The 17311-nt window shown below is 72.3% G+C and carries 15 protein-coding genes and 1 pseudogene; 12 read left to right on the plus strand and 4 right to left on the minus strand.

Annotation, left to right across the window (positions count from 1 at the left end):
- Entirely contained in the window at window positions 1-1017 is a 1017-nt protein-coding gene (ligD, locus tag BN159_RS08310; RefSeq protein ID WP_015656488.1) for a non-homologous end-joining DNA ligase, read from the minus strand.
- Window positions 1018-1288: 271 nt separating this feature from the next.
- Here ligD and BN159_RS08315 point away from each other — a divergent pair, with 271 nt between their 5' ends.
- A complete protein-coding gene (locus BN159_RS08315; protein ID WP_015656489.1) occupies window positions 1289-2353 on the plus strand; it encodes an ATP-dependent DNA ligase in 1065 nt (354 codons plus the stop codon).
- 99 nt (window positions 2354-2452) lie between these two features.
- On the plus strand, window positions 2453-3436 hold the full coding sequence (locus tag BN159_RS08320; protein WP_015656490.1) for a DUF3048 domain-containing protein: 984 nt from the start codon (window positions 2453-2455) through the stop codon (window positions 3434-3436).
- A gap of 19 nt (window positions 3437-3455) precedes the next feature.
- On the opposite strand, the gene BN159_RS08325 is transcribed toward BN159_RS08320, so the two are convergent.
- Entirely contained in the window at window positions 3456-3920 is a 465-nt protein-coding gene (locus BN159_RS08325; RefSeq protein ID WP_015656491.1) for a MarR family winged helix-turn-helix transcriptional regulator, read from the minus strand.
- A gap of 200 nt (window positions 3921-4120) precedes the next feature.
- Here BN159_RS08325 and BN159_RS08330 point away from each other — a divergent pair, with 200 nt between their 5' ends.
- Genes BN159_RS08330 through pcaDC form a run of 7 tightly spaced genes read left to right on the plus strand, consistent with a single transcriptional unit; the run spans window position 4121 to window position 10546 of the window.
- On the plus strand, window positions 4121-4876 hold the full coding sequence (locus BN159_RS08330) for a CoA transferase subunit A (protein WP_015656492.1): 756 nt from the start codon (window positions 4121-4123) through the stop codon (window positions 4874-4876).
- Window positions 4876-5520 (plus strand): CoA transferase subunit B, encoded by a 645-nt coding sequence (locus BN159_RS08335; RefSeq protein WP_015656493.1) that lies wholly within the window; start codon window positions 4876-4878, stop codon window positions 5518-5520. The genes BN159_RS08330 and BN159_RS08335 overlap by 1 nt, the downstream gene beginning before the upstream one ends.
- Window positions 5517-6719 (plus strand): thiolase family protein, encoded by a 1203-nt coding sequence (locus tag BN159_RS08340; RefSeq protein WP_015656494.1) that lies wholly within the window; start codon window positions 5517-5519, stop codon window positions 6717-6719. The genes BN159_RS08335 and BN159_RS08340 overlap by 4 nt, the downstream gene beginning before the upstream one ends.
- A gap of 17 nt (window positions 6720-6736) precedes the next feature.
- Window positions 6737-7510: a protocatechuate 3,4-dioxygenase subunit beta gene (gene pcaH, locus BN159_RS08345; RefSeq protein WP_015656495.1), complete on the plus strand. Its 774-nt coding sequence runs from the start codon at window positions 6737-6739 to the stop codon at window positions 7508-7510.
- A gap of 5 nt (window positions 7511-7515) precedes the next feature.
- Window positions 7516-8121 carry a protocatechuate 3,4-dioxygenase subunit alpha gene (gene pcaG, locus BN159_RS08350; RefSeq protein WP_015656496.1) on the plus strand — a complete coding sequence of 202 codons (606 nt, stop codon included), beginning with the start codon at window positions 7516-7518 and terminating at the stop codon, window positions 8119-8121.
- Entirely contained in the window at window positions 8118-9431 is a 1314-nt protein-coding gene (pcaB, locus tag BN159_RS08355; protein WP_015656497.1) for a 3-carboxy-cis,cis-muconate cycloisomerase, read from the plus strand. Before pcaG ends, pcaB begins: the two co-directional genes overlap by 4 nt.
- The gene (gene pcaDC / locus BN159_RS08360) at window positions 9428-10546 is read left to right on the plus strand and encodes a bifunctional 3-oxoadipate enol-lactonase/4-carboxymuconolactone decarboxylase PcaDC (RefSeq protein ID WP_015656498.1); all 1119 of its coding nucleotides are present in this window, start codon (window positions 9428-9430) and stop codon (window positions 10544-10546) included. The genes pcaB and pcaDC overlap by 4 nt, the downstream gene beginning before the upstream one ends.
- Before the next feature lie 39 nt (window positions 10547-10585).
- On the opposite strand, the pseudogene BN159_RS08365 reads toward pcaDC, so the two are convergent.
- Window positions 10586-13274 (minus strand): annotated as a pseudogene (locus BN159_RS08365) (ATP-binding protein).
- Window positions 13275-13468: 194 nt separating this feature from the next.
- On the opposite strand from BN159_RS08365, the gene BN159_RS08370 reads away from it, so the two are divergent.
- A complete protein-coding gene (locus BN159_RS08370; RefSeq protein ID WP_041818963.1) occupies window positions 13469-14524 on the plus strand; it encodes a DUF2510 domain-containing protein in 1056 nt (351 codons plus the stop codon).
- A gap of 179 nt (window positions 14525-14703) precedes the next feature.
- Here BN159_RS08370 and BN159_RS08375 read toward each other — a convergent pair whose 3' ends face one another.
- Entirely contained in the window at window positions 14704-15318 is a 615-nt protein-coding gene (locus BN159_RS08375) for a TetR/AcrR family transcriptional regulator (RefSeq protein ID WP_015656502.1), read from the minus strand.
- Between the two features lie 215 nt (window positions 15319-15533).
- Between BN159_RS08375 and BN159_RS08380 the strand changes: the two genes are divergently transcribed.
- Both BN159_RS08380 and BN159_RS08385 read left to right on the plus strand, forming a co-directional pair.
- A complete protein-coding gene (locus BN159_RS08380; protein WP_015656503.1) occupies window positions 15534-16343 on the plus strand; it encodes a phosphatase PAP2 family protein in 810 nt (269 codons plus the stop codon).
- The gene (locus BN159_RS08385; protein ID WP_015656504.1) at window positions 16340-17302 is read left to right on the plus strand and encodes a DMT family protein; all 963 of its coding nucleotides are present in this window, start codon (window positions 16340-16342) and stop codon (window positions 17300-17302) included. Before BN159_RS08380 ends, BN159_RS08385 begins: the two co-directional genes overlap by 4 nt.
- Window positions 17303-17311 lie beyond the last annotated feature (9 nt).

Raw genomic sequence — 17311 nt, forward strand, 5'->3', positions numbered from 1 at the left:
CTACTGCGGTTCCTTGCGGGCTCGGCTCGGCTGTACCCGCTTGGGTTCCCCCGGCATCTTGGGGTACTCGGGCGGGTACGGCAGATCGCCGAGCCCGTGGTCGTGCTCGTCCCGGCGGGCCAGCTCCAGCAGTGGCTCCAGGGAGAAGCGGTGGTCGTCCATGTCCGCGTGCACATCGCCGAGTTCGGCGAAGCGCGCGGGCATGGTCGCCAGGTCGAAGTCACGGGGGTGGGCGCTGCCGACCTCGTCCCAGCGCAGGGGTGCGGAGACGGGGGCGTGCGGGCGGGGGCGTACGGAGTAGGCGGAGGCGATGGTGCGATCCCGGGCGGTCTGGTTGTAGTCCACGAAGATGCGCTCGCCCCGCTCCTCCTTCCACCACTTGATCGTCACCTGCTCCGGCATCCGCCGCTCCAGCTCCCGCCCGACGGCGATGGCGGCCCGGCGGACCTGGGTGAAGGTCCAGCGCGGTTCGATGGGCACGAAGACGTGCAGTCCGCGTCCGCCGGAGGTCTTGGGCCACCCTTGCAGTCCGCCGAACTCCTCCAGAACCGCCCGCAGTTCGTGGGCGGCGCGGACGGCGTCGTCGAAGTCGGTGCCGGGCTGCGGGTCGAGGTCGATGCGGAGTTCGTCGGGGCTGTCGACGTCGTCGCGGCGCACCGGCCAGGGGTGGAAGGTGAGCGTGCCGTACTGGGCGGCCCACAGCACGGCCGCCTCCTCGGTGGGGCACATCTCGTCGGCGCTGCGGCCGCTGGGGAAGGTGATGTGGGCCCGCGGGATCCAGTCGGGCATGTTCTTCGGGGCCCGCTTCTGGAAGAAGTTCTCCCCTTCCACGCCGTCCGGGTAACGCTCCAGGGTGGTGGGCCGGTTCCGCAGCGCGCGCAGGATGCCGGGCCCGACGGCCTGGTAGTACCGGGCGAGGTCCAGCTTGGTGAACCCGCGCTCCGGGAAGAAGACCTTGTCCGGACTGGACAGCCGTACCGTTCGCCCGCCCGCCTCCAGCTCCACCGCTTCAGCCATGCGGCCACGGTAGGCGCACCTCTCACGGCCCGCATACCGGGCGGAACCGTACGCCGCATCCGCGGTCCGTGAGCACCTGCGATGATGGCGGCATGATCTTCCCTGGACTCATCGGACTGGCCGTCCTCCTCGGCGTCGCCGCCGCGACCGTGGTGATCGGGCGCGAGTTCTGCAAGGAGCTCCGGGCGCGGCGCGCGCGGTAGCGGCGCGCGCGGTAGCGGCGCGCCGCGGCCGAGGGGCGGACCTCACGAGCGGTGCCTAGAGTCGAGCCATGGACCTTCCGGTGATGCCGCCCGTGAAGCCGATGCTCGCCAAGTCGGTGGCGAAGATCCCGCCGGGCATGCAGTACGAGGCCAAGTGGGACGGGTTCCGGGCGATCGTGTTCCGCGACGGCGCCGAGGTCGAGTTGGGCAGCCGTACCACCAAGTCGTTGACCAGGTACTTCCCGGAGCTGGTGGAGGCGCTCAAGGAGCGGGTGCCCGAGCGGTGCGTGCTGGACGGGGAGATCGTGATCGCCCGGGAGTGGCGGCTGGACTTCGACGCGCTCACCGAGCGGATCCACCCGGCGGCCTCCCGCGTACGGACGCTGGCCGAGCGGACCCCGGCCTCCTTCGTGGCCTTCGATCTGCTGGCGCTGGCGGACGAGTCGCTGCTGGACGTGGAGCTGACCGATCGCAGGGCGCTGCTGACCAGGGCGCTCGCGAGGGCGACGCCACCGGTGCACGTGGCGCCCGCGACAACCGACGTCGAGGTGGCCCGGCAGTGGTTCGAGCAGTACGAGGGCGCCGGTCTGGACGGGGTGATCGCCAAGCCGCTGACCTCGCGGTATCTCCCGGACGAGCGCGCCATGTTCAAGATCAAGCACGAGCGCACGGCCGATGTGGTCGTGGCCGGTTACCGGCTGCACAAGAGCGGACCGATCGTCGGCTCGCTGCTGCTCGGTCTGTACGACGACCGGGGCGCCCTCCAGCACGTGGGAGTCTCCGCCGCCTTCGCCATGAAGGTGCGCGCCCAGCTGATCGAGGAGCTGGAGCCGCTGCGCATGGACGACACCACGGGACATCCCTGGGCGGCATGGGCCGAGGAGGCGGCGCACGAGTCGGCCCGGCTGCCGGGGGCACCGAGCCGCTGGTCCGGAAAGAAGGACCTGTCCTGGGTGCCGCTGAGGCCGGAGCGGGTGTGCGAGGTGGCCTACGACCACATGGAGAACGGGGCACGCTTCCGGCACACCGCCCGGTTCCGCCGCTGGCGCCCGGACCGGACGCCGGAGAGCTGCACGTACGCCCAGCTGGAGGAGCCGGTCCGGTACGACCTGGACGAGATCCTCGGCGGCTGATCGGAGTAGTTCACGCAGGCAATCAGATCCGAGCGGGTAAGGCCACCGTTGAACTTATTAGCGCACAATCGTTAATAGAACGGGGTGGCTCCGGTGGGCATGGGACGCAGGGCGCGTACGAGACGCGTCGCGACGATCACGGCACTGCTGGCCACGGCGATGACGATCTCCCTGGCGGCGGGCTGCTCCACGCCGGGCGACGGCCGCGACGACGGCCGGGCACCCGACAAGGACCTGCGGCACAGCCCCGAGCAGACCCCCGCCGCCGAGGGCTCGGTGCTCGCCGTGAAGATCGACAACGTCCGCCAGGCCAAGCCCCAGACGGGCCTGAACGCCGCGGACATCGTCTACGTCGAACAGGTCGAGGGCGGACTGAGCCGGCTGATGGCGGTGTACGCGAGCGAGCTGCCCGAGGCCGTCGGCCCGGTGCGCAGCGCCCGTGAGTCCGACCTGGAGCTGCTGCGCCAGTTCGACGACCCGACGCTCGCCTTTTCCGGCGCCCAGCGCAAGCTGCTGCCGCTGATCGACCGGGCACCCATCAACGCCCAGCCGCCCGGCCGGACCTCCGGCGCCTACTACCGCGGCACCGACAAACCGGCCCCGCACAACCTCTATCTGCGCCCCGACCGACTGCTCCCCGCCACACCCGGCGCCGGCGCGCTGACCACCGGCTTCCGCTACGGCGCCGCACCCTCCGGCGGTACGGCGGACACCTCGGAGACCGTCCGCTACCCGGCCGCCCGGTTCACCTTCACCTGGTCCGAGGACCGGGCGGGCTGGCTGGTCTCGCAGGACGGCGCACCCACCGTGACCTCGGACGGCGAGCGGCCGGCCCCGGCGACGGTCGTCGTCCAGTACGTCACGATCCGCAAGTCCGACTACCACGACTCCACCGGCAACTACACGCCGTACACCGAGACGATCGGCTCGGGCAAGGCGAAGGTGCTGCGCGACGGACGGTCCTACGACGTCGACTGGAAGCGCGCGAAGGCCGCGGACGGCACGGACTTCACGACCTCGGACGGCAACCCGGTGAACTTCGCCGAGGGCCAGGTGTGGGTGGTGTTCGCCAAGGCGTCCTGAGGCGTTCCGAACCTCGCGTTCAGCCCTGTGCGAGGAGGGGTTCCGTGGGATTGCGGAGCCCCTCGGCCGCGTCGGCGACCCGTCGGATGAGGTCGAAGAAGGCGGTCTGCTCCTCGGCGGACAGGGGCGCGAGGAAGACCTGGTTCATCCGGGCGGTGCGCACGGTGAGCTTGCGGTGGATGCGCGCCCCGTCGTCGGTCAGGCGCAGCAGGAAGCGCCGACCGTCCTGCGGGTCGCGGACCTTGTCCAGCAGCCCGCGGCGGCCTAGCCGGCTGATCACCTCGGCGATGGTCGACCGGTCGAGCCCCACCCGCTCCCCCACCGTCCGCTGGTCGAGTCCGGGCTCGGCGACGAGGGTGTTCAGTACGGCGAACTGCGGGGAGGTGATCTCCTCCGAGACCATCGTGTTCCACAGCAGGTGGTGCGCCTGCTGCAACCGCCGGGCCAGATGCCCGGGATGGGTGGCCAGATCCACCGCGGCCATGTGGACTCCCTGTCATCGAATTCGTTGGTGCACTGAACGATACCGCTAGCAGCGAACTCCGTCTGCATACGCCGACCTGCTGTTTTCCGGAGGCCTTGACGCTTCGCTCCTCCAGTGGCAGCGTGAGGGACACCTCGCTGAAATACTCAGTGCCCTGATTAATTGCAGACCGGGCGCGCGGACGAGATGGGGCTTCACGGATGGACAAGGTGGTCGCCACCGCCGTCGAGGCGGTGGCTGATGTGCCCGACGGCGCGTCGCTCGCGGTGGGCGGCTTCGGGCTGAGCGGTGTGCCGAACGTGCTGATCGAGGCCCTGTACGAGCGGGGCGTGTCCGGCCTCTCGGTGGTCTCCAACAACTGCGGCGCGATGGAGTCGGGCCTCGCGGTGCTGCTCGCGGCCGGGCGGATCGCTCGGGTGACCGGCTCCTACATCGGCGCGAACAAGGAGTTCGCCCGCCAGTACCTGGCCGGTGAGCTGGAGGTCGAGATGATCCCCCAGGGCACCCTGGCCGAGCGACTGCGGGCCGGCGGGGCCGGTATCCCCGCCTTCTACACCCCGGCCGGGGTCGGCACCCAGGTCGCCGAGGGCGGACTGCCCTGGCGCTACGACGGCTCCGGCGGCGTCGCCCTGGCATCCCCGCCGAAGGAGGTGCGGACCTTCGACGGCACGGAGTACGTCCTGGAGCACGGCATCCGCACCGACTTCGCGCTGGTCCGCGCGGCGAAGGGCGACCGGCACGGGAACCTGGTGTTCAACAAGTCCGCCCGCAACTTCAACCCCCTCGCCGCGATGGCCGGACGGGTGACGATCGCCGAGGTGGAGGAGCTGGTGGAGCCCGGTGCGATCGATCCGGACGCGGTGCATCTGCCCGGCATCTTCGTGCAGCGGGTCATCGCCCTCACGCCCGAGCAGGCGGCGGACAAGAAGATCGAGCAGCGGACGGTGAGCAGCTGATGGCCTGGACGCGTGAGGAGATGGCCGCGCGGGCGGCCCGCGAGCTGGCCGATGGCCAGTACGTCAATCTCGGCATCGGTCTGCCGACGCTGATCCCGAACTATCTCCCGGGGGGCGTGGAGGTGGTCCTGGAGAGCGAGAACGGCATCCTGGGCACCGGCCCCTACCCCACCGCGGACGCCGTGGATCCGGATCTGATCAATGCCGGGAAGGAGACCGTGACCGTCCTCCCGGGGGCGTCCTTCTTCGACTCGGCGCTGTCCTTCTCGATGATCCGGGGCGGGCACATCGATGTGGCGGTGCTGGGCGCGATGCAGGTCTCCGCGGGCGGCGACCTGGCGAACTGGGCCATCCCGGGGAAGCTGATCACCGGGATCGGCGGGGCGATGGACCTGGTCCACGGCGCCCGTACGGTCATCGTGGTGATGACCCACACCGCGAAGGACGGCTCACCGAAGATCCTCAATGAGTGCGCGCTGCCGCTCACGGGCAAGGCGTGCGTGAACCGAGTCATCACCGATCTCGGCGTGCTCGATGTGACAGCCGAGGGCCTGCTGCTCGTCGAGACGGCACCCGGAGTGAGCGTGGACGAGGTCATCGCGAAGACCGACGCGAAACTGACTGTTGCGGAGGATCTGCTGTGAACCCGGTTTACATCGTCGACGCCGTACGCACCCCGATCGGCCGCTACAACGGCGGGCTCAGCGCGGTCCGCCCCGACGACCTCGGCGCCCACGCCATCCGTGAACTCCTCGTCCGCACCCCGGAGCTGGACCCCGCGCGGATCGAGGACGTCTACTTCGGCAACGCCAACGGCGCCGGTGAGGAGAACCGCAACGTCGGCCGCATGGCCGCGCTCCTCGCCGGACTGCCGACCTCGGTGCCGGGCGTCACCGTCAACCGCCTGTGCGCCTCCGGCCTTGAGGCGGTCATCCAGGCCGCCCGCGCCATCGCCGCCGGGGACGCCTCCATCGCGGTGGCGGGCGGCGTGGAATCCATGACGCGGGCGCCGTATGTGCTGCCCAAGTCCGACCGGCCCTTCCCCGCCGCCCACACCGAGCTGTACTCCACCACCCTCGGCTGGCGCATGGTCAACCCCCGGATGGAACCTCAGTGGACCGTCCCGCTCGGGGAGTCCGCCGAACTCATCGCCGACAAGCACAAGATCGGCCGGGAGCAGCAGGACGAGTTCGCACTCGCCTCCCACCGGAAGGCGGCCCGCGCCCAGCAGGCAGGACTCTTCGACGCCGAGCTGGCGCCGGTGCCGATCCCGCAGCGGAAGGGCGACCCGGTCGTCTTCGGCGCCGACGAATGCGTACGGCCCGACGCGTCGCTGGAGGCGATGGCCCGGCTCAAGCCGTCCTTCCGCGCGGACGGCGGCACGGTCACCGCGGGCAACGCGTCTCCGCTCAACGACGGTGCCGCGGCCCTGCTGCTGGTCGACGAGGAGGGGCTGAGGGCCACCGGCCGCGAGCCGCTCGCCCGGATCTCCGCCACCGGCGTCAACGCCCTGGACCCGCACTACTTCGGGCTCGCCCCCGTCGAGGCGGTCAACCGGGCACTGGCCAAGGCGGGCAAGGGATTTGACGACCTCTCCGTCCTGGAGCTGAACGAGGCGTTCGCCGCCCAGGTCCTCGGCTGTGTCGCGGAGTGGCCCGAGTTCGACCCGGCGATCCTCAACCCGCAGGGCGGCGCCATCGCCCTCGGCCACCCCCTCGGCGCCTCCGGCGCCCGCCTCGCCGGCACCGTCGCCCACCAACTCGCCCGCCAGGGCTCCGGAACCGGCGTAGCCACCCTCTGCATCGGCGTCGGCCAGGGCCTCGCCCTGGTCCTCGAACGCTAAGACCCCGAGGAACCTTCATGACTCTCACCCAGCACGACATCGACCAGGAGATCGCGGCCGAGCACGCCGCGTACGAGAAGCGGATCGCGGACGGCGCGCCCGTGGAGCATCACCCGCGGCGCGACTACGCGCCGTACCGTTCCTCCGTGCTGCGCCACCCCAAGCAGCCGCCGGTCGCGATCGACGTCAGCAAGGACCCGGAGCTGGTGGAGCTGCACTCCCCCGCCTTCGGGGAGCGGGACATCACCGAGATCGACAATGACCTGACCCGGCAGCACAGCGGTGAGCCGATCGGTGAGCGGATCACCGTCTCCGGGCGGCTCCTGGACCGCTCCGGGCGCCCGGTGCGCGGTCAGCTCGTGGAGATCTGGCAGGCCAACTCGGCGGGCCGCTACGCCCATCAGCGCGAGCAGCACGACGCCCCGCTGGACCCCAACTTCACCGGCGTCGGCCGCACGCTCAGCGACGACAACGGCTTCTACACCTTCACCACCGTCCAGCCGGGCCCGTACCCCTGGCGCCAGCACCTCAACGCCTGGCGTCCCGCGCACATCCACTTCTCGGTCTTCGGCACGGCGTTCACCCAGCGGCTGGTGACGCAGATGTACTTCCCGAGCGACCCGCTCTTCCCCTACGACCCGATCATCCAGTCGGTGACGGACGACGCGGCCCGCCAGCGGCTGATCGCCACCTACGACCACAGCCTGTCGGTACCGGAGTTCTCCATGGGCTACCACTGGGACATCGTGCTCGACGGCCCGAACGCCACCTGGATCGAGGAAGGGCGCTGACCGCCATGACGAAGATCGACACGAATCGCCCCGAGACCGTGCTGCCCACGCCCTCGCACACGGTCGGCCCCTTCTACGGCCACGCCCTGCCCTTCCCCGGCGGCGGCGACATCGCCCCGGTCGGCCACCCGGACACCATCGCCGTCCAGGGATACGTGTACGACGGTGAGGGCAATCCGCTGCCGGACGCGTTCCTGGAACTGTGGGGTGCCGATCCGGACGGCCGGGTGCCGCAGGTCGACGGATCCATGCGGCGCGACCCGGCCACCGGCGGCTTCCTGGGCCGCAACGGCGTGGAGTTCACCGGCTGGGGGCGGGTCCAGACCGACGCGAACGGCCACTGGAGCGCGCGGACGCTGCGGCCGGGAGCGCGCGGGCAGAGCGCGCCGTACCTCAGTGTGTGTCTGTTCGCGCGCGGGCTGCTCGTGCATCTGTACACGCGGATCTATCTGCCGGGCGACGAGGCGGCGCTGGCCGCGGACCCGTTGCTGTCCCGGGTGGATCCGGAGCGACGCGCCACGCTGATCGCGGCGGAGGAACGCCAAGGCACCTACCGTTTCGACATCCGCCTTCAGGGCGAGGGCGAGACGGTCTTCCTGGAGTTCCAGTGAGTTCTGCCGATGTCGACAGCCTGCTCGGTCCCGGGTGGGCTCAGTGCGCCGCCGCGTCCGCGACGAGCGACACCGCCTTCCTCCAGGCCCTGTTGGACGCCGAGGCCGCGCTGACCCGCGCTCAGGGCCCGGCCGAGGCGGGCCGGGCGGTGACCGAGGCCGCCGACGTCGGCCGCTACGACCTGCCGTCGATCGCGCGGCGCGCCCGCGCGGGCGGCAACCCGGTCATCCCGCTGGTCGCCGATCTGACCGAGGCGGTGGGCGAGGAGTACGGCCCGTCCGTGCACCGGGGCGCGACCAGTCAGGACATCATGGACACCGCCACGATGCTGGTCGCCCACCGCGCCCTGGCCCCGCTCCTGACCGACCTCGCGCGCACCGCGTCGGCGCTGGCCCGGCTGGCGGCCGAGCAGCGGGACACCGCACTGCCCGGACGCACCCTCACCCAGCACGCCGTACCGACGACCTTCGGCCTGAAGGCGGCGGGCTGGCGTGCGCTGGTGCTGGACGCACGGGACCGAGTGACGGCCGTGCGGGAGTCGCTGCCGGTCCAACTCGGGGGCGCGGCCGGGACGTTGGCCGCCTTCGCCGCCTACGGCGCCGAGGACGCGACGGCGTTGGTCGCGGCGTATGCGCGGGAGGCCGGTCTCGCGGCGCCCGAGCTGCCGTGGCACACCCTGCGCACGCCCCTCGCGGATCTGGCCGGATGCCTGGCGTTCACGGCCGGGGCGCTGGGCAAGATCGCGGCGGATGTGCTGACACTGTCGCGGACCGAGATCGGCGAGCTGGCGGAGGGCAGTGGCGGCAGTTCGTCGGCCATGCCCCACAAGGCGAATCCGGTACGGTCCACGCTGGTCGCGGCGGCGGCCCGGCGGGCGCCGCAGCTCGCCGCCACGCTGTACGGGTCGCTGGTGGCCGAGGACGAGCGCCCGGCCGGCGCCTGGCACGCCGAGTGGGAGCCGCTGCGCGACCTGCTGCGGCTGATGGGCGGGGCCGCCCGGGACGCGGCCGAACTCACCGAGGGGCTGCGGGTCGACGCGGACGCGATGCGCGAGCACCTCGGTCTCACCCACGGGTTGATCGTCTCGGAGCGGCTCTCCGCCGAGCTGGCGCCGGTGCTGGGTCGCGCCCGCGCCAAGACGCTCCTCACGGAACTGGCACGGCGTACCCACACCGAGGGCCGCACACTTACCGAACTCCTCTTGGAGGAGCCCGAGTTGAAGGGCCTCGACGTCACCGAGCTCACCGACCCCTCCCGATACACCGGCAGCGCCGCTGCCCTCACCGACCGTGCTCTGGAGCGACGTTGACCGACCTTCTCCTCAACCACCGCGTCGAGGGCTCCGCTTCGGCGCCCCCACTGCTGCTCGGTCCTTCGCTGGGCACCTCGTACGCCCTGTGGGACGCGGTAGCGCCCGAGCTGTCCATCGGGCACCGGGTGGTCCGTTGGGACCTGCCCGGACACGGCGGCTCGGCCGCGGACCTGATCGGGCCCGGGGCGAGTGTCGGGGACCTGGCCGGTCTGGTGCTGCGGCTCGCCGACTCACTCGGCGTGGCACGGTTCGCGTACGCCGGGGTGTCGCTCGGTGGTGCCGTGGGCCTTCATCTGGCCGTGCACCACCCCGACCGCGTGGCCTCGCTCGCCGTGATCTGTTCCTCGGCCCACTTCAACGGGGCGAAGCCGTGGCAGGAGCGGGCCGCGCTGGTGCGTGCCGAGGGTCTTGCCGGGCTGGCCGAGGGGGCGAACTCCCGTTGGTTCACGGCCGGGTTCACCGTGCAGCGGCTCGTCCAGGACCATCGGGAGGCCGACCCGGAGGCGTACGCGGCGTGCTGTGACGCGCTGGCCGCGTTCGATCTGCGCGACCGGCTCACGGAGATCTCTGCGCCGACCCTGCTGATCGCGGGACGGGAGGATCCGGCGACCCCGCCGGTCCATCTGCGGGAGATCGCGGACGCGGTCCCGGGCGCCGCTCTCCTGGAGCTGCCCGGCGCCTCCCACCTGGCGCCCGTGCAATGCCCGGAGGCCGTACTGACGGCCCTGCGCACCCACTTCGACGGCGCCGCCCCGCGCGGTATGGAAGTGCGCCGGGAAGTCCTCGGCGACACGCACGTGGACCGCGCCCAGGCCCGCCAGACGCCCTTCACGGCACGCTTCCAGGACTTCATCTCCCGCTACGCCTGGGGCGAGATCTGGACCGACCCCACGCTCAGCCGCCGCGAGCGCAGCATGATCACCCTGACCGCGCTGGTCGCCCACGGCCACTACGACGAGCTGGCGATGCATGTGCGGGCGGCCCGGCGCAACGGGCTCACCCCGGAGGAGATCGGCGCGGTGCTCCTGCAGACAGCCGTGTACTGCGGCGTGCCCGCGGCCAACTCGGCGTTCGCCACGGCGCAGCGGGTGCTGGCGGAGGAAGAAGACTGAACCCCCGCCCCGGTCACTCCAGTTGGACCCCCGCCCCAGTCACTCCCGCAGAGCCCCCGTGGCCAGCATCTCCTCCGCCCTCGCCACCAGGCCGTCGGCGCCGCACAGCCGCGCCAGGGTCAGACCCCGGCTGAGTTCCGCGGTGGAGCGGGACGCGATGCCGTACTCGATCCGAGCGGCCGCGTGTTCGTACTGGCAGGGCGAGGCGTCCAGGAAGGTGACCGCCTGCGCAGCGAGCCGCACCGCGCGCTGACCGGTCTCCAGAGCGGCGGCGCAGCGCAGGGCCTCACCGATGGCCGTGTCGGTGCCGAAGCGCTCGGCGTGCCGACGGACGTCGGTGGCCAGTTGGGCGGCCCGCGCCGGGTCCTCGGTGGCGAGAGCGCGGGCGAGGTCGACGGCCCAGGGCACCATGACGGTGTTGTGGTGTCCGCGGGCGGTGGCCGCCTTCTCGGCCTCCTCCAGTTCGTTGATGCCGTCCTTGGTGCGGCCGACGGCGAGCAGCAGCCGGCCGCGCACCGAGCGCGGGTCGGGCAGCACGATGGTGGACGGGTACGGCGGGGCGAAGCCGTACTGCTCGGCCACCTCCCAGGCCTCCTCGACATGGCCGCGGGCCAGCAGGGTGTCGACGAGGTTGCAGGTGGCGGACCAGTACAGCGGCAGCCCGCGGCCCACGCGCTCGGCCAGCCGCAGCGATTCGCGCAGCGACTTCTCCGCCTCCCGCAACCGGCCCCGCCTGCGGTGGCCGAAACCGACGTAGGCATGGGCCAGGGCGAGATGGCCGCCGCTCCAGCCCGCCGACTCGTATGCCCGCAGCGCCTCGGTGTAGAGGGCTTCGGCGCGGTCGAGCCGGTCCGTGTAGGCGTACGCGTTGGCCAGCATCATCAGCAGCTCGATGCCCCACTCGGGGTCGGTCCAGCCGAGGCCGGGCGCGAGGCGGCCGTTGACGAGGGCGCGGTCGCACAGTTCCGCGACCTCCTCGGCGTTCTCGCCGCGGGCCATGGCGTCGAAGCCGCGCAGGATGAGCAGGGCGCGCTCGGAGTTGTCGCGGCCGGTGCAGGAACGGGCGAGTTCGGCGAGTGTCTCGGAGCGCTCGGGCGAGGTGGCCTCGCCCGCGTAGATGCCCTCCCACATGAACTGCACGGCCTGCAGACGCAGTCGGGCGGGCCCGGACTCGTGCCGGGCGGCCTCCGCCTCGACCGTGCGGACGGCCTCCTCCAACTGGTCGTTGTGGAGCAGGGCTTGGGAGAGCCGATAGACGGCGTCCACCCGCTCGGTGCCGTCGAGTCCGGGCATCGCGAGCGCGCTGCGCAGATGGCTGATGGTGGTGGCCGGTGCGGTCAGCAGGGCGGCGCAGCCCAGTTCGTACAGGACGTGCGGGTGGATCTCCGGCCGGGGCGGCTCGCGCAGCGCTCGCTCCAGACAGCGGCGGGCCGCGTCCGGGGGGGGCGCCGACGGCGAGATGTTCCTGGGCGGCGGAGCGCAGTTGGCCCACGAGTTCGGCGTCGTCGTCCGGATGGACCTCCAGCAGATGCCGGGAGGCGGCCGCCGGGCCGCGCCCGGAGTCGGTGACCACGCGGGCGGCGATGCCGTGCATGGCGGTGCACAGGGCGGGCGGGATGGAGTTGTAGACGGCGGTGGCGATCAGCGGGTGGACGAACTCCAGGTCGCCCTCCTCCGCCGGGGCCGCCGCCGGGTCGGGGGCGGTGAGAATACGGGCGGTGCGCAGGAGTTCGGCGCAGCGGACCGCGTCGTCGCGGCTCATGGTGGCGAGCTGGGCGACCTGGTCGACGGTGATCCCGGCGCCGAGGATGGCGGCCGCCCAGGCGAACCGGGTGGCCTCGATGCCGAGTCCCTCCAGGCGGGCGACGAGACCGCCCCCGCGGGCCGAGCGGTTCAGGGCGCGCAGTTCGGCCGCGGAGGACTCGACCGGTTCCATCTCGCTGTCCTGCACCTTGGCGAGCAGCTCGACGGTCTCGTAGGGATTGCCCGCGGTGACGGCCCAGACCTCGCGGCAGAACGCGGCGTCGGCGTGCCCGCCGAGGGTCGCGCGGGTGAGGCCCGCGGTGGCGTCCGGGGTCAGCGCGCTCAGCGTGGCGACGGGGCGGCTCGCCGTGGCGGCCACCGCGTCGAGGTGGCGGGCGCTCTCGCCGCGTACGTCGCCGGGCCTGCGGGCCACCACGACCAGCACGGACAGGTCGGCGAGGCGCTCGGCGAAGGCGGCGAGCCAGCGCAGGGTCTCCTGGTCGGCCCAGTGGGCGTCGTCGATGAGCAGCACCAGCGGCCAGTCGCGCCGTGCGAGCCGTCGTACGGCCGCCACCAGGCCGTCGCACACGCCCTGCGGGTCGGCGCGGCGATCGCCGGGGTCCGCTATGCCGAGGGCGGGGCCCGCGATGTCGTACCAGTCGCCGAGGTACTCGCGGGCCTCCTCGGGCAGCAGGGACACCAGCGCGGGCTGGAGCAAGTGCCGTACCACGTAGAAGGGAACGGACTTCAGGGCCTCGCCGCCGCGGGCCGACCACACGTGGCAGCCGCGCGCCTCGGCGATCCGTCGCGTTTCGGCCAGCAGGGCAGTCTTGCCGAGGCCGGCTTCGCCCCGGATGACCAACAGGCTTCCCGAGGAGGACCGGTCGGCGCAGAGGGTGTCCACCGCCCGTCGCACGGCGGCGACTTCGGACTCGCGCTCCCACAGGGAAGCCGAGGCGGCCGCTGTGGGCCGTACCTCCGTCATCCCGCTACCTCCCCAAGTCGCCCGAACGACGTACAGGCATCGAGCGTAGTCCTCCGGCCGCACGGTTGGAGGGCGGTCCGGGGAGCTGTTGCCGTGACGGGTGACGGAGTGTTCGGGAAGATGACAACCGGGCCGGCCGGTCGGGTCCGGAGCCCTCTCATCCGGCTTTCACCGATGCCTCATACGGTGGGGGCATGACGCAGGTGACTCCTCCCGGGTGGTATCCCGACCCGGGGCAGACAAGTGACGGTCCCGCCACCGAGCGCTGGTGGGACGGCAAGGCATGGACGGACCGGACCCGCCCCGTGGGATCGGCCGCCGCATGGGGTCCGCCGGCGCCTTCGCCGGCCGCCGGGACTCCACCGGCATATCCGGCCCAAGCGGAATTTCCGACCCAGCCGGGCTATCCCGGCCAGCCGGGGTATCCGGTCCATCCCGGGTATCAGGGGTATCCGACGCCTCCGCCCGCCGGTCAGCGGCGCGGGCTGCGGAGGGGCATAGCCGTGGCGGTGGCCGCCGCGGTCCTCGCGAGCATCGGGGTGGGCGTGTACGTCCTCGCCGACAGCGGGGGTTCGGACGGCGGCTCCGCCAACTCCCGGCCGGGGCAGGGCAGTCCCTTCGGCGACGGCGGGTCCGGGGGTTCCGGTGACTCGGGTGGCTCTGGCGGCTCCGGTGGTTCCGATGGGCCGTCCCCGAGTCCGGAGGGATCCGAGGCGCCGCGGATCGAGAGCGGTTCGGTGACGGACGCGATCAGCGGGATCAGCCTGCCGGTGCCGGACGGCTGGTACGGCCAGGAGATCACCGCGGGCGCGTCGGTGACGTCGGACGAGACGTACAAGTGCCCCGACGACACCTCTTCGACCTGCACCAAGGGCGGCGCCTACTCGGCACCGGCGAGCCTGCTCGGCACCACCGGCACGAGCGCCGAGGAGGTGGCGAAGGCGGACATCGAGAAGAACGCCGAACAGTCCTACGGCGAGGGCTACGGCGGGATCACCTCGCACGACGTACTCGCCTCCAAGGCCGTGACCGTGGCCGGGCAGAAGGGCTACCTGGTGCGCTGGAAGGCGATCACCGCCAAGGGCGCCGACGGCTACGTCGAGTCCCTCGCCTTCCCCTCCCCCGCGGACTCCGGCCAGATCGTGGTGGTCCGCTTCGGTGTCGACGTCGGCGAGCAGCAGTCCGTCATCGACGAGATCACCGAGGGCATCGAGGTCGCGTCCGGCGGGGGCAACGGCCAGGACGTCTGAGGCCCCCGGAAACCATGCGGCCGGGTGGGGCACCTCTCCGCTGAAGAGGGACCCCACCCGGCCGGGGGGTGCGCGCCGCCCCCGTCCCCACGGTGCGGCGCGTGCAGGTCACCGTCCAGTCATCCCGCGGACGGCGGCCTGAGCTCTATTTCAGGCCCGGCCTCGTGTCAGGCCCAGCTTCATTTCAGCCCCAGTGCGGGCAGTACCGCGGCCTCCACGAACCGGAGCAGATAGTCGGGGTCGGCGAACTCGCCCTCCAGGACCGGCCGGGCCCGCAGCACGCCGAAGATCTGCGCGGCGACGTACGGCAGCGCGGGATGGTCGGCGGCGACCTCTCCGCGCTCGACCCCACGCTGGATGATCTTCCGGAGCGCGGCCAGCTCCGGCTCGACGAGCGCCTCGCGCAGCGCCCGCTGGAGTTCGGGGTCCTGGGTGACCGCGTGCCCGAAGGCCTGGAGCAGGATCGTGGTGTCGCCGGACAGGTCGCCCGCCGCCCGGCCCGCCGCGCGCAGGTCCCCCGCGAGCGTCCCGGTGTCGATTCCGCCGAAGCGCGGACACCTGCTGGCCCGCAGGGCCGCCGCGACGAACTGGGGCTTGGTCTTCCACTGCCGGTAGAGCGTGGACTTGCTGCACCGCGTGCTCGCGGCGATGCCCTCCATGGTGACGGCGTCGTATCCGCACTCACGGATCTGGTCGAGGACGGCGTCGAAGAACTCCTGCTCACGCTCGGGCGTGATCTTGGAGCGGCGCGAGGCGGCGACCGTCTCCGGTCCGTCCGCGGCCTGCGACGTCATCGGCACTTCTCCTCGGCTCGGGGCTTCCAGTGTGGCCTATGTCAATCGATACGCCAGTGTACCGGTACCCGGCCGTATCGGTACACTGCCGTATCGGTACAGTGGCGTTTCGGTACTCGCCCGTATCGATGAGTTAGGCACGCTCGCGGAGTCACCAGCTCCGTGGGCCGCCGCCCGCACCACCCACGCACCACCGTCAGCGAAAGGGCCGGGGGATGAATGCCCGCACCGAGCCTGCACCAGCGAAGTCGGACGCCGTAGCGCGTCCGCCGCTCGTCCGAGAGCTCCTGCTCGTCGCAGGGCTCTTCCTCGTCTACAAGTTCGGCCGACAGCTGGCCACCGGTCACACCGGTGAGGCCTTCCGCAACGCGGACCGCGTGTGGGACCTGGAACGAGCCGTCCATCTGCCCGGCGAGGGCTCGGTGCAGTCGGTGCTGCTGCACGGCGACACCCTGGTCCATGTCGCGAACACCTACTACGCGACCGTCCACTTCCCGGCCACCGTGGCCTTCCTGGTCTGGCTCTACCTGCGGCGCCCCACGCACTACGTGTGGGCCCGCCGGGTACTGGCCACGGTCACCACGGTCGCTCTGGTCGGCCACCTGCTCTTCCCGCTGGCCCCGCCCCGGATGCTCGCCGCGACCGGCCTGGTGGACACCGCGCGGGTGTACGGACCCTCCGTTTACGGCCCGCCCTCCAGCGACCACCTGTCGAACCAGTTCGCGGCGATGCCCTCGCTGCACTTCGGCTGGGCCCTGATGGTGGCGATCGGCCTGATCGTCGCCACCCGCTCCCGCTGGCGCTGGCTGTGGCTGCTCCACCCCGTGCTGACCCTGCTGGTGATCGTGGGGACGGCCAACCACTACTGGCTCGACGCGATCGTGGCGGGCGTACTGCTCGCACTCACGCTCGCCGTCATTCACCTGCCGCACCGCACCCGGACCACCGCGGGACGCGGCACCGAACACCTCGTACCGGCCGAAGTACCCGTTGACGAACCGACTCTCGTGGGAGCGGGCCGATGAACGCCACACTGCTCGCGGTAGTGCTGTCCCTGTTCTCCGCCGTCGCCTACGCGGCCGCCGCCGTCGCCCAGGAGCGGCTCGCCTCCCGGACCCCCGGGAACGGTGTCCTGCGGCTGCTGGGCTCGGCGGCCTGGTGGTCGACCGTCGGGCTCAACGCCACCGGCGCGCTGCTGCACGTCGTGGCCCTGAAGTACGGGCCGCTCACCGTCGTGCAGCCGCTCGGCGCGCTCACGCTGGTCGCCGCCGTACCGCTGGGCGCGCGGGTCGCGGGGCGCCGGGTCAGCGCCGTCGAGTGGCGGGGCACCGCCCTCACCCTCCTCGGCCTCGCGGCGATCCTCGTCACGGCGTCCGGGCACGCCCCCGACGATGTGCTGAGCGTGTCCGAGGCGGTGGCGGTCGCCGGAGTCACCTCGGTGCTGATCGCCGTGTTGGGGCGGCCGGGCAGGCGGCGGGGCCTGCGGCACGCGACCGCGTCCGGGGTCGCCTCCGGAGTGGCCTCGGCGCTCACCCAGACCGTCACGGTGGCCGCGACGGACCGCTCGGGATCGCTGCTGAGCATGCAGGTGATCGGGGTGGCTCTGGTCGTCGCGGCCTTCGCGGCGGGCGGACTGCTGCTGTCGCAGTCGGCCTACCAGGACGGCCTGGACGCCCCGCTCGCCCTGGTCACCCTGTCCAATCCGGTGGCCGCCGCGCTGATCGGGCTCGCCCTGCTGGGCGAACGCCTCCAGGGCGGTGCGGCCGGCGTGCTGCTGGCGCTGGCGGGCGCGGGAGTCGCGGCCCGGGGTGTGGTGCTGCTCACCCGGGCGGCACCCGCCACCGAGGACGACCACCCCGTGGCCGCCGTGCTGGCCCTGGAGCCGGGGACGGCGTCGGTGGAACCGGCGCTGGTCACCCGGCCCCAGCGCGAGGCCGGGCTGATGCCCCGGCAGCCGGAGCCGGGGCATCTCACGCCACTGTGACCGCGTAGC

This window comes from Streptomyces davaonensis JCM 4913, from assembly GCF_000349325.1.
GTDB classification, from domain to species: Bacteria; Actinomycetota; Actinomycetes; order Streptomycetales; family Streptomycetaceae; genus Streptomyces; species Streptomyces davaonensis.